Annotated in this window: 13 protein-coding genes; 4 read left to right on the top strand and 9 right to left on the bottom strand. The window is 49.1% G+C overall.

Annotated features, from left to right (window positions below; translation table 11 throughout):
- Window positions 1–4 precede the first annotated feature (4 nt).
- The 8 genes from NC981_RS20065 to NC981_RS20030 all read right to left on the bottom strand — a co-directional run bounded on the left by NC981_RS20065 (window position 5) and on the right by NC981_RS20030 (window position 10,214).
- Complete coding sequence (locus tag NC981_RS20065; protein ID WP_348244558.1) at window positions 5–2,905, bottom strand: PAS domain-containing protein; 2,901 nt, start codon at window positions 2,903–2,905, stop codon at window positions 5–7.
- A 296-nt stretch (window positions 2,906–3,201) separates the two neighbouring features.
- Window positions 3,202–4,215 (bottom strand): aromatic ring-hydroxylating dioxygenase subunit alpha, encoded by a 1,014-nt coding sequence (locus tag NC981_RS20060; protein WP_348244557.1) that lies wholly within the window; start codon window positions 4,213–4,215, stop codon window positions 3,202–3,204.
- 15 nt (window positions 4,216–4,230) lie between these two features.
- On the bottom strand, window positions 4,231–5,193 hold the full coding sequence (locus NC981_RS20055; protein ID WP_348244556.1) for an ABC transporter permease: 963 nt from the start codon (window positions 5,191–5,193) through the stop codon (window positions 4,231–4,233).
- A 5-nt stretch (window positions 5,194–5,198) separates the two neighbouring features.
- Window positions 5,199–6,233 carry an ABC transporter permease gene (locus NC981_RS20050; protein WP_348244555.1) on the bottom strand — a complete coding sequence of 345 codons (1,035 nt, stop codon included), beginning with the start codon at window positions 6,231–6,233 and terminating at the stop codon, window positions 5,199–5,201.
- Window positions 6,230–7,711, bottom strand: a complete 1,482-nt coding sequence (locus tag NC981_RS20045; RefSeq protein WP_348244554.1) for an ABC transporter ATP-binding protein — start codon at window positions 7,709–7,711, stop codon at window positions 6,230–6,232. The genes NC981_RS20050 and NC981_RS20045 overlap by 4 nt, the downstream gene beginning before the upstream one ends.
- Window positions 7,712–7,740: 29 nt before the next feature.
- Window positions 7,741–8,793 (bottom strand): BMP family protein, encoded by a 1,053-nt coding sequence (locus NC981_RS20040; protein ID WP_348244553.1) that lies wholly within the window; start codon window positions 8,791–8,793, stop codon window positions 7,741–7,743.
- A 27-nt stretch (window positions 8,794–8,820) separates the two neighbouring features.
- Complete coding sequence (locus NC981_RS20035) at window positions 8,821–9,546, bottom strand: 4'-phosphopantetheinyl transferase superfamily protein (RefSeq protein ID WP_348244552.1); 726 nt, start codon at window positions 9,544–9,546, stop codon at window positions 8,821–8,823.
- Complete coding sequence (locus NC981_RS20030; RefSeq protein ID WP_348244551.1) at window positions 9,543–10,214, bottom strand: DUF2834 domain-containing protein; 672 nt, start codon at window positions 10,212–10,214, stop codon at window positions 9,543–9,545. The genes NC981_RS20035 and NC981_RS20030 overlap by 4 nt, the downstream gene beginning before the upstream one ends.
- Before the next feature lie 47 nt (window positions 10,215–10,261).
- Here NC981_RS20030 and cutA point away from each other — a divergent pair, with 47 nt between their 5' ends.
- On the top strand, window positions 10,262–10,588 hold the full coding sequence (gene cutA / locus NC981_RS20025; RefSeq protein ID WP_348244550.1) for a divalent-cation tolerance protein CutA: 327 nt from the start codon (window positions 10,262–10,264) through the stop codon (window positions 10,586–10,588).
- Window positions 10,585–11,067: an N-acetyltransferase family protein gene (locus NC981_RS20020; protein ID WP_348244549.1), complete on the top strand. Its 483-nt coding sequence runs from the start codon at window positions 10,585–10,587 to the stop codon at window positions 11,065–11,067. Before cutA ends, NC981_RS20020 begins: the two co-directional genes overlap by 4 nt.
- A gap of 371 nt (window positions 11,068–11,438) precedes the next feature.
- On the opposite strand, the gene NC981_RS20015 is transcribed toward NC981_RS20020, so the two are convergent.
- A complete protein-coding gene (locus tag NC981_RS20015) occupies window positions 11,439–11,639 on the bottom strand; it encodes a chlorophyll a/b-binding protein (protein WP_058994885.1) in 201 nt (66 codons plus the stop codon).
- Between the two features lie 292 nt (window positions 11,640–11,931).
- On the opposite strand from NC981_RS20015, the gene NC981_RS20010 reads away from it, so the two are divergent.
- Complete coding sequence (locus NC981_RS20010; RefSeq protein ID WP_190375275.1) at window positions 11,932–12,231, top strand: RNA-binding protein; 300 nt, start codon at window positions 11,932–11,934, stop codon at window positions 12,229–12,231.
- Window positions 12,232–12,363: 132 nt separating this feature from the next.
- Window positions 12,364–12,726, top strand: coding sequence for a pentapeptide repeat-containing protein (locus NC981_RS20005; RefSeq protein WP_348244548.1), 363 nt, complete (start codon window positions 12,364–12,366; stop codon window positions 12,724–12,726).
- The last annotated feature ends 67 nt before the right edge of the window (window positions 12,727–12,793 follow it).

Below are 12,793 nucleotides of genomic sequence, written 5' to 3'. Positions count from 1 at the left end.
GATTTTATGAAGCAGGATACAAGCAGGTAGTGATGGCAGTAATCAGTAAAGCTGGATCAAGCGGTTTCGAGAGATGCTGCTGAAATCCTGCCTGATGCGATTTCGCTTGATTGAGTTCTCCTGCGTAAGCAGAAAGCGCGATCGCAGGAAATTGATGCCCACGAGAGCGAATGGCTTTGAGTAGTTGATAGCCATTACAGTCGGGCATTCCAATATCACTTATCAGTAGATCAACAGTCGCTCCTTGCAGAATTTGTAGCGCCACAGTTGCCGATGCTGTACTCAAGACGATCGCGCCCGCTTGCTGCAAAATAAACTGTGCGAGCTCTCGTGCATCCGTTTCATCATCGACCAGTAAGACTCGGACTCCTGCGAGAGAGCCTGAAGTTGGTGAGTTTGGAGCGGTGAACCCTCCGGGGCACGACGCGATCGCAAACGCTGAAGCCAGCGGCAGGCAAACGGTGAAGGTTGCGCCTTGTTCTTCTCCGGGACTTGCGGCTGCGATCGTGCCGCCATGCAGTTCGACCAATTGACGAGCGATCGCCAGCCCCAAGCCTAGCCCTCCAAATCGGCGCGTGGTGGAAGAATCCGCTTGTCGAAATTGCTCAAAAACCTGTGGTAAAAATCCAGGAGCAATGCCCTTCCCGGTATCGATGACCTGGATTTGAGCCTGAGTTACGGTTGCTGTCAGTTCGACTTTGACTCGTCCGTGCGGCGGGGTAAATTTCACCGCATTGGTTAGCAGGTTCCAGACGACTTGCTGTAATCGCCCCGAATCGCCGAGAACTATACCAATCCCATCGAATGCAGTTTCGATCTGAATTGATTTGGCTTCGGCGGCGAGGCGAACGGTTTCGATCGCCGCTTCGAGCACGGTTTTTAGGTTCACGGGCTGAGCATTTAAAGTCAGCTTGCCGCGCAAAATCCGCGAGACATCGAGCAAATCATCGATCAGTTGGGTTTGCAGTTGGGCATTGCGCTCGATCGTGACGAGAGCTTGCCGGGTTCGATCTGCATCGAGTTTTCCGGTTTGCAACAGTTTGCTCCAGCCGAGAATCGGATTCAGCGGGGTTCTGAGTTCGTGAGAGAGGACAGCGAGAAATTCGTCTTTGATGCGGTTTGCGCGTTCGGCTTCTTCTCTGGCAGCTTGTTCTCTCAGTAGAAGCTGTTCGCGTTCGGCTTCGGCAGCTTTGCGATCGTCGATATCCGTATGCGTTCCCAGCATTCGCAGGGGTCGTCCATCGGCATCCCAAGCGACAATTTTGCCGAGCGATAGAATCCACTTCCAATTGCCCGATCGTGTCCGTTGGCGAAATTCAACGCGATAGTCGCTGCGTTTACCAGAGATATAGTCTTTGTAATTTCGGCTCACGGCTTCCCAATCGTCCGGGTGCAGCCGTTCTTGCCACGCCGCATTCGTTTCGCAGAACGTTTCTAGATCGTAACCAAGCATCTGAGCATATTCGGGAGAGACGATCGTTTCTCCGGTCTGCACGTTCAGATCATACAGACCTTGATTAGCAGCCACCAGCGCCATACGTAGGCGTTCTTCACTTTCACTCAGCTTTGCTTCGGACTGCTTACGGCTGGTGATTTCCTGCACGACTGCATTGATGCCAATACTCTCACCGTTTGAATCACGCAGCAGAAACCAGCTTCCCAGCCAGACGCGCTGCTGTCCGGGTTGCGAGGGAGTTTCGCCGCTAATTTCGAGATTTAACACCGTCTCTCCGGTCGCTAAGAGCTGCTGAAAGATGGGTTCTAATTGGTCGGCAAGGGCGGGCACAATTTCGCGTATCGATCGACCTAAATGATCTTCCACAGACCGTCCGTCAATTTCCGCCAACTTCGGGTTGAGGCGCACAAAGCGATAGTTAAGATCTAGAACCGCCAAGCCGATCGGAGCCGTGTTGTAAATCGCTTCAATTTCGGCATATTGTTGGCTTAAAAGCAGTTCCGCTCGTTTGCGTTCCACTTCGCGGTGCTTTGCATCGCTGATGTTGCGAAAGAATAGATTGAGACCGTCGATCGAGGGATAAGCATGAATCTCTAACCACATCTCCAGGGGTTCATACAGCACCTCAAAGTGCGCCGGAGTTTGAGTTGCAACCGCTTGACGATAATTGTGTTCGACAATAGTTCCAGCCGACCAAGACCACATTTCCCAGTGCGTCTTCCCGATCATCTCAGCCGGGGAGAGCGCATTGAGTTTTGCGGTGGCTTGATTCACATAGGTAATGCGCCAATCGTGATCGAGGGACACAAAGCAATCCGTTGTGCTTTCGAGAATGTCGATCGCTCGATTTGCAGCTTTGTTAAAGGCTTGTTCGCGCTGAAGGAGTTCCTCAGCAGTTTGTCTAACTCTTAGGTTCGCTAACGCTGCACTGATAAAGCCAGAGAGATTGGTCAAAATGCGCAGGTCTTCGAGGTCGAAATGACGATCAAGATCATGGGTAACCGTCCAAATAGTGCCAAGGACTTGCTGATCGGCAAACAAAGGAATCAACAGCACTTCAGCCAGTGGACGATCGAGATGACATAGGTCGGAGAAATAGATTTCCGGGCAGGTATACAACTGCGGTTGCCGAGTTCGGACGGTTGTGCCACAGGGACTCAAATCGACGGCGACAGTTTGAGCCTCCCAATGGCTGAGGGTTCCTGAAATCGACACCCATCGAAACATAGTGTCTTCGAGCAGGCTGATTCCAACGGCATCGGCTTGACAGAGTTCGATCGCCAGATGGGTCAGGGTTTTGAGCAGCGATCGAGCATCTCCTGCAAGTTGTTGCGCCAGGATTTGCAGTGCCCGATTTTCTGCTTGAAAATTTGGTGTTCTTGAGGAGCGCTGTGCTAGGCTCTCGGTAATGCGAACGAAGGCTTTACTGATGTCAGGCGAATGCAGCACTTAATTTATCCTGGTCTTCTCGCATTAATAATCGACGAGCGATCGCCTTTAAGGTTAGCAAATTTGATCGCTAAGGAACGGGGACTCAATAAGAGAGCGCTCATGACAAGACTAATTCGTCCTTACCCTCAAGTGAGAGAAGGAGTTAGGGGATGAGGGCGAAAATTCTAGCATGAATAAATCTGCGTTCCTAAGACGCAAGATCACATGTATTTCCTATAGCGCGATTCTCCGTATTTGACTATTTATCGAAAAGGGTATTACTGTCTTGTACCTGTGGATAGATTTAACTCAAATTAGCGCACGGTTCCATAAGTGACACCGCTCTGTTTTAACCACTTGCGGTACGCCAAAGAAGCACGATCGCTCGGCAGATGAAATTCCATCTGCGGCTCAAGCGGAAGTCGCTTCGGGTTGTGGGATTCCAGGTTCGCGACATCTTGCAAGATCACGGTGTCTTGAAATGCCACAAGGTCTGCTTCTGGAATGTGATGAGCATAGTTCAAAGCGCCCCACATCCAGCCGACGCATTCTTCTTCGGAAATCGGAGCGACACAGTAAAGCAGCACCATGGTTTGCCCACTCGCTCTTTCTTTCTTCAGAGCAACCATTAACGGTCGAAGCGTCCAATAGTCGTAGGTCGCAAGCCCGTCTTTGCCTGTGCCATCGGGATCAGGTTGCCAGACTTGAATGTTTCTCATGTAAATGCCGGTGTCGATCGTCTGAACTTCGTAGTCTTCGATCACAGGCTGTTCGGGCACACCTAAGATCCCCGCATGAACAAACGGCAAATGTGCTACATCCAGAAAGTTTTCGATCGCTCTTAATCCACTACAGCGAAATCGATGTCCGCCGCTTAGATAAGTGCGATAGTCTGGATCATCCCATTCTGCAAAAGGGACAACATCGACAGGCGGATCGCCCAATGAAACAAAAATTACGCCATATCGCTCCAGTACCGGGAAGGTTGTGGTGCAGGCTTGCTTGGGCGGGGGATAGTTCGGATGCGCTGGAACTTTGACACATTGCCCTTGAGCATCAAAGGCGAGTCCATGATAAGGACATACTAAAGTATCTGCTTCGACCGTTCCGGGAGAGAGCTTAACGCTGCGATGGGGACAACGATCGAGCCATGCCACGACCCCAGTATTTTCACCGCGCCATAGTACCAAATCCGTCTCAAACAGTTGCACCGATCGCGCTGTTCCGGGCTGAATTTCACTCGATCGCGCGACGGGATACCATTCATCTAGCAACACCGACTCAATCGAGCGATTGTTCTTTTGAGGTGCAGCGATCAATCCAACCATTTGAGCTTCTCCAGCTTACCGTTTACCTTTAAAGTACGGGACACCTAACGCAGCAGGCGTATCGCTGCGAACAGTTCCGCGTAACAAGACGAGCAGCGTCAACACATACGGTAGCATCAATAGAAATTCATAGGGAAGATCCTTTAACCCGAATGCCTGAATTCGATATTGCAGCGCATCGGCAACCCCGAACAACACCGCCCCGACTAATCCCCAAATCGGTTGCCAGCGCGAGAAAAAGACGAGCGCGATCGCAATCCAGCCCCGCCCCGCAATGATGCCTTCGGTAAAGATATTGAGCTGCGCCACCGTCAGCACAGCTCCCCCGAACCCGGCAAAGGCTGACCCAACCATCACCGCAAGAGTACGAATGCGATCGACGTTCAATCCAGAGGTTTCTGCGGCTGCGGGATTTTCTCCCACTGCACGTAACGCCAGTCCCCAATTGGTGCGAAAGAGAAAAACCGAGCAGAGAATCACTAAGATCACCGTGAGATAGACGATCGCGTTGTGATTAAACAGAATATCTCCGATCACTGGAATCTTTGAGAGTCCCGGAATTGCCCAAGCTTCTAAGCCTTTCACCCGCGTCCCAGATAGAGCGCTAAATTTGCGAAATACAAATGAAGTTAAGCCTTGTCCAAGCAATACGAGTGTTACCCCTGTCACCACTTGATCCGTCTTAAATCGAACCGCTAAAACCGCCATCAGCAACCCCATGATTGCTCCTCCAGATAGCCCTGCGAACAATCCAAACCAGTCCGCGCCGCTAATCCCGGCTTGCTCTAATTGATAGGCAACAATGAATCCCGATAATCCTCCGACCAGCATCACACCTTCGAGTCCGAGATTCATCACGCCCGATCGCTCTGAGATAATTTCTCCAAGCACCGCTAACAATACAGGCACTGCTAATCGAATGCCTGCGGTCAGCAAACCGACGACAAAACTCCAGGTTAAAATCTGTTCCCACGGCATTGCTCTTACTCCGATTCAGATTGTCGCGAAATAGCATGACCCGCCAGCACAAACAGCACCACTAATGCTTGAATCACTTCTGCCACCGAAGCGGGAATTTGCAATACAACATTGAGCGACTGTGCCCCAACCATTAATGCTGAAAATAACACCGCAGCAATCAAAACGCCGATCGGGTGCAGTTGACCCAACAATGCAACGAGAATGCCACTAAATCCATAGCTATCTGAAATATCTCCTTTTAGCCGCGTGTAGGTGTAGCTCACTTCGAGGATGCCTGCCAGTCCTGAGAGCGCGCCACTCAGTAACAATGCTGTGAGAATGCTACGATCGACCTTCATTCCCGCGCAACGTGCCACACTTAGGTGTGATCCGACTGCCCGAAGCTGAAACCCAAGCGGAGTCCGCCACAGCAGCAGGTAAACCCCACCCACCAGCAACACTGCCAGAACCATTCCCAAATGCAATCGGGTTCCAAACAAGGTTGGAATCTGAGCTGCAACACTAAACTGAGCCGATTCGGGCAAAAATCCATCCGGTTGCTGTAAAGGAACCCGCGCTGCATATTGCACCAGCAGAATTCCGACATAGTTCAGCATTAAGGTGCAAATAATCAAATTCATGCCGCGCTTTAGGTGTAGGAGTCCGGCGATCGCGCTCCAAATCACACCACCCAGCATTCCAGCCATTAGCATCAATGGAATTAGAATAACAGCATTCAAGCCCGGCAATTTCAGGGCAACAATGCTTCCCAACAATGCCCCAATGTAATACTGTCCTTCTGCACCAATGTTCCACACGCGACAGCGAAACGCGATCGTCATTCCCAACCCAATGATTAACAGTGGCGTTGCTTTTAACAATGTTTCAGTGAGCTGCCGAAAGCCACCAAATGCACCCGCAAGCATAACCCCGTAGGCTTGGAGCGGATTCGCACCGCTTAATTGAATCAACACAGCGCCCAGTAACAGTGCAATCAATCCACCCATCCAAGGAGCAAAGGCTCTCAGTTGAACTGATCGGGAAAGCGTGAGATTCAAGCGTGGTTCCTCCCTGCCATTAATAGTCCAAGTCGATCGAGATTTGCTTGTGCAACATCCAGAACTTCGACAATTTTGCCTTCGTACAGCACGGCAATCCGATCGCTTAATCGCATAACTTCATCAAGCTCAGTCGAGATCAATAAAACAGCCGTTCCTGCATCACGCCGGGCGATCAATTGACTATGTACAAATTCCGTTGCACCAATGTCCAATCCGCGTGTGGGTTGTGCTGCTAATAGCACTTGATGATCGCGAGATAGTTCTCTTGCAAACACTACTTTTTGGGCATTGCCGCCGGACAATTTTCCAGCAGGAACATTCGGAGAAGGGGTACGAATGAGAAACCGTTGAATGAGGTCGATCGCATTCTTAAAGATCAACTGTGGGCGGAGTAAACCTTTCCAGCTAAACGGCGGATGCTGGATATCTTTAAGAACGAAGTTTTCTGCGATCGAAAACTCGGTTAACAATCCCATCGAATAGCGATCCGAGGGAATGTGAGCTAACTTGCCGTCTAACTTAATTTCACCTTGTACCGTTCGTAAGCCGACGATCGCTTCTTCTAGTTCTCGTTGTCCGTTCCCATCCACACCAGCAATCCCCAAGATCTCACCTGCATGAACTGTTAGATTGATGCCTCGCAATGCTGGAAGACTTCGATCGCCCATCACCCAAACATCTTTTAGCGTTAATGCTGGTGTGGTTGCTTTGGACGACCTTTGTGACTTACGTGATAAATCAACCTCGCGTCCGACCATCATTTGCGCTAACGCTTTTTCTGTACAGTCCTTGATCACAACAGTTCCAACAGTCTGCCCATCGCGCAGAACCGTGACTCGATCGCACAGGGACATCACTTCCTTGAGCTTGTGTGAGATAAAAATAATCGTAGTTCCTTGAGCAGAGAGCGATCGTAATGTTGCACTCAAATCTTCGGCTTCTTGTGGAGTCAACACTGCGGTTGGCTCATCCAAGATCAGAATTCGAGCATTGTGATAAAGCGCTTTGAGAATTTCGATGCGCTGTTGTTCCCCCACGGACAACTGCCACACTTTCGCCGCCGGATCAAGCTTCAAACCATACTGATCCGCTAAACCTTGAATTCTGGTGTGAAGGCGTTGAGGTGGTTCTCGCATTAGCGATCGAGTCGTTCCCAAGACAATGTTCTCAGCCACAGTAAACGACTCAACCAGCATAAAGTGTTGATGCACCATGCCAATTCCAGCACGAATCGCAGCCTTGGGAGAGCGAAACTGCACCGACTGACCAAACAATCGAATTTCTCCCAGATCTGGCGCGTAGAGTCCACAGAGAATGTTCATCAATGTAGTTTTACCCGCACCGTTTTCACCCAAGAGCGCGTGAATCTCACCTGCTCTTACCGTAAAGTCGATCGCTTGGTTCGCGATCGTTCCCGGAAATCGCTTAGTGATGCCGCGCATCTCGATTGCGATCGCGTCTGATTTGGAAGTCATAGTCTGCACCTTAGAACAACAGTTACCGTCTATTTCTTCGGCACAAATGGAACTTTCAGCTCATTAGACGCAATCTTGGCGCGAGCCGCTTCTAACGCCTTGAGTTGATCAGCCGGCACTTTATCTTTCACGGCTGGATTCACTTCAACGCTGACCACATTGTCAGCAACGCCCATTTTGTAATACTGGTTGGCAAACTTCTTCGCTTTGGTGTCTTCGAGCATCCGGCTGAACAGTGGCTCTAAGTTCCAAATCAAATTCGTTGCAACGACTTTTTCGCCCATTGAAGACATATCGCCGACGTAGCTTGTGACATAGCCCCCCTTTTGTTTTGCGGCTTCGATTTGCCCGATCGTCGGCCCTTGTCCACAGCCGATCCAATAATCTACCCCAGTTTCTGCCTGTGATAATGCGGCTTCTTTGGCTTTTGCCACATCGTACCAATCTCCCACTGCAGCACTGGTCAATGTCACATCCGGACGAACGGTTTTTGCCCCCGCTAACATCGCTTCACCCATGGCATGACACACGGGAATATCAAACCCAGAAAGCGCTCCCAGCTTTCCGGTCTTGCTGAGTTTTGCTGCCACGATGCCCACTAAGTAAGCGCCTTGATAAAATGGCTGATCATAGTCTGCAACATTAGTCGCGGTTTTGTTAATCCCACCTGCCCAAGCAAAGTTCACATTCGGAAACTCTTTTGCCACCTTGAAGACAGCATCGCCATAGTTAAAAGAATGCGCGACGATCGTCGTAAATCCCGCTTCTGCATATTGCCTTAGCACTCGTTCGACATCCGAGTTAGAGACTGACTCCGACACTGCCACTTCGACTCCTTTGGCTTTGAGTGCTTGGGCAGCTTCAAAGGCTTTTTGGTTCCAGGATTTGTCTGTTGGCGGAGCGCTCAAAATTAAGGCAAACTTTGCAGGTTTGTTCTCGTTTGTTGCGGCGACTGGGGAAGCAGGGCTAGAAGTCGTGGTCGAAGTTTGAGGCGCGGTCGAGCAAGCCGTTAACCAAACAGGCACAGAAAGTAAGAAGCAAAGCGCCGAGTGTTTCAGCGATCGTTGAGCAGATAAAGTCATAATCCGGGCTAGAGAAAGAATGCCCCATTATTCCCTGTAATCCTGAATTCGTAAAGCGTGTAAATCTGTTGAACTCGCTTCAATGTGAAAGTAGCGCAGGTCTAACTGAGAACAATTTTGCTCAATCACGATCGCGCCTGCAAATTGATCGCTGATTGTAATGGGATGCAGTTGCCATTGTTGCGATCGAGCTTCAGGTGGAATGTTTTTTATCTGAAAATGATTAATTTCTATCTCTTTCAGCCCTGAAAGCCCGATGCCTGTTGCTTTGAGAAACGCTTCTTTGCACGTCCAATACTGAAAAAATAAATCAGGCTGTGTCTGAACTGCTTCGGCTTCTGAGGGTAGAAAAAACCGTTGCACTAATCTCTCAACCTGATCGATCACTCGAATCTGTTCAATATCAATGCCAACTGCACGATCGTAAGTGACAGCATAAAGCGCTAAATGCTGTGAATGTGCCAGATTAAACTGAAGGGTTGAATGCTTGAGAAATGGCTTTCCGTGTGCGCCATAGTCAAATTCTAAAGTCGTAGGATCAGTATTGAGGTAGCGACTGAGGAGCGATCGCAGAAATCCCCGCCCCGCAATAAATCGCTGTCGATGCTGCTCGAACTTAAAGCGATCGGCTCTCGATCGTTCATCGATCGAGAGCATCTCAAATGAGGGTGCGATCGCGTCTAAGTTCGTCAGCCAGATGTGAACCTCTGAATCGCCCAGCCTCAATTTGTCCGGTGGAGTTTGCCAGTTCATGCCGGGACTTTTTCAGGGGACACAGAAGTGGATGGTTCGATCGTCGATGGACGCAGTACCAAATACATCAACGCTCCAAAGAAGGGCAGAAATGACAGAATCCTAAACGCTTGAGAATTCTCTAAACCCCGTCGTTTGATGTCATCTTGCAATAACACGGGAAATAGTCCACACAACAAACAAAAATCTAAACTCATCACATGAATGAATCGATCGGTTTTCCACTGCTGCACGAAATTACTCCAATCGCCATTTGTCACACCGTAGAGAAATAATCCAATCGCACCCAGCGCGATCACGCCGCCTGTAATTCGCGAATCCATCAACTTCAGAAACCAGTTCTTCTGTCCGGTAAACGTCGGATTGGATTTGCGAAAGATCAGATATGGCAATAGCGAAAACGCACCCACTCCAAAGGATGCTGCTGTAAACAGCCACGCTGGAATCTTTTGCGATCGACCGTCTAAAAACGTAATGCAAGCATACGCCAATGGCAAAAAGCCCATGATATTAAACAGCGCGACGATCAAGGGATTAATTCCCGCGACATTCGCCGTTGAAAGATTTTTGATCAACTCAAACGTATCCGGCTGATTGGGAGGCGCAAGCGTAAACGCATATCCAACAAACCCCACCCAAATTAGCGTTAACAGAATTTTCCCACTCATCCCGACTCACCTAAACTGAAAACAAGCATATTTATTGTAGAGAACTCATGGCAGAAGCAACGTATGGAGTCGTATTCGTCACGGCTGCATCGAAATCCGAAGCAGAAACCCTTGCCCGATCGCTCGTTTCGGCAAAGTTAGCAGCCTGTGTCACACTTTTCCCGGTGCAATCGATTTACACTTGGCAAGACGAACTCGAACACGCAGAAGAATGGCAATTGATGATCAAAACGGATCTCGATCGCTTCGCTGCGCTCGAAGCCAAAATTCGTGAACTTCACTCCTACGAAATACCCGAAATTATTGCCCTTCCGATTGTGGCAGGTTCGCATCCTTATCTTCAGTGGATTTCTCAGCAGGTTACGTCCCGATGATCCGAAATGCCGTTGAGTCTGATTTAAGCGCGATCGTGACAATCTACAATCACGCGATCGCCGCTCATACGATCACCGCCGACATTGAACCTGTAACCGTGGAAAGTCGCTTGGATTGGTTTCATAGCTATTCGAGCCGATATCCACTCTGGGTACTAGAGCGAGACAATGCGATCGCGGGATGGCTTGGACTCAAAATGTACTATGGTAGAGCCGCTTATCAATCGACCGCTGAGTTTAGCTTGTATGTTGCACCCGAATTTCAGCGTCAGAGAGTCGGACAAACGTTACTCAGTTATGCGATCGGACAGGCTCCAAAGCTAGAGATCAACACCTTGATTGCAGTGGTGTTTGCTGAGAATCAACCGAGTGTAACTTTGCTGAAAAAATTCGGTTTTGAGCAATGGGGATATTTGCCGCAGGTGGCGCGATCGTGGGGTATGGATCACGATGTCATTCTCTTAGGGCTGAAAGTTTAACTCGTTGTTTAGAAACGTAGGATTACTGTGAGCGATCGCAGGAGATTTTGACACAAACTAGGGCGTTATTGTTTCCTCGAACTGTCCTGACCACAGTATCAGTTCCAATCCTACGGCTTCGAGCCAAACGAATTGTTCAACTTCGCGGATTCCAGCCGATGGAGCCGATTCTTGAGAACGTTCGACCGAGTTCGACCATACCCGAAGTTGCGTTCATTTCGGATTGAATTTGACGCTGCCTTTGCTGGAGAAGACTTAAAACTTCAAAGCCCCCGAACTAGAGCGGCGAATCGCTTCAAATTTGGGGGCTAGATTATTTAATGCTTACTCCTGAGTCAACAGTTTGCAGCTCAGAGAAAGCATTCTCAAATCTACTTAATCAAGTGCAAAACGTTTCGCAGAACACTAAAGCCCGCTAAGTCCCACAATAAGTAAGCAGCAAATCCAATCATTGCTAGCCGACCGTTCCAGAGTTCTGCTTGAGGATTAAAGCCGAAAAGAAAAGCGTTGCGATCGACACCATTGTATTCGGTGGCAACAGGAGGTAAGTTAGTCGCTTTGTTCGATTGCATTGTTACACTTCTTAATAAACTTCTACCCCTCATCATATAAGCGGAGTTCAGATCGGCTCTATACCTTTAGAAGTGTCTCTAGCGGTTTCGATTAAAGGCGCGATCAGCAACAATTGACTGACAATCCCCAATTTGTCGTTTCTCTATTGCTCTATACGATCGTCGCACTCTTTGAAGCTGTGTTAGGCTGGAGACTAAAGCGATATTTTCGGCTATGTAATGCCTTATTATGTAAATATAAGTGTTGCTCCGAACCTAAATCTCTCTACATTGTGATTCTGGAGCCATTTTTATGTCTATCTATGTTGGTAATCTTTCTTACGAAGTGATGCAAGACAGTCTCAGCGAAGTCTTTGCAGAATATGGAACAGTCAAGCGGGTTCAGTTACCGACCGATCGGGAGACGGGACGAGTTCGGGGCTTTGCATTTGTCGAAATGGCAACTGAAGCAGAAGAAGAGGCTGCGATCGGTGCGCTCGATGGAGCCGAGTGGATGGGGCGCGATTTGACCGTCAATAAGGCGAAGCCACGTGAGGAGAAAGGTTCTTCAGGGGGAAGTTGGGATCGCAGAGGTGGCTCTTCTCGACGTTAGTTCTCAACGGGTTTTAAGCACAACTCTATCTTACAGGCAACCCTTGTAAATGTAGAGTCTGCCTTGTTTGCGATCGCTGATCCTGCTTTTCGATTCAGCGATCTATTGTTCTTTACTTAGGCTAAAACACAAATGAATACCAAAGAAATTCTGAGCCGATATGCTGCGGGACAACGGGACTTCCGAAATCTGAATTTAATGGCAGTCAACTTCAGAAATGTAAACCTTATGGGTATCAATCTAAGTGGTGCGAACTTAACAAAGGCAAATCTAACTCGAACTAACCTAAGTTGCGCCAATCTTACAGGTGCAATTCTGACTGGGGCAACATTAACTGAAGCGAACCTCACTAGAGCAAATCTTACTGAGGCGAATTTAAGCGATACCAGCTTAAGTGAAGCTACTCTGAACCAGACCTATCTCAAAGGTGCAATTCTACCTACCGGAGTTAGTGTCAGTACGCTCTCGAAGCATCTGAGAGTGCCACGGGTGTGACATATCCTACTAGCTTGCCTACCCGGACGCTGAATTGGAGATTACAGCGTCCGGGTAGGCAAGCGTT

Source organism: Leptolyngbya sp. DQ-M1 (genome assembly GCF_039962505.1).
GTDB lineage: Bacteria > Cyanobacteriota > Cyanobacteriia > Leptolyngbyales > Leptolyngbyaceae > Leptolyngbya.
The sequence above is the reverse complement of the archived record's forward strand: the minus strand, read 5'-3'. Positions and strand labels throughout refer to the sequence as shown.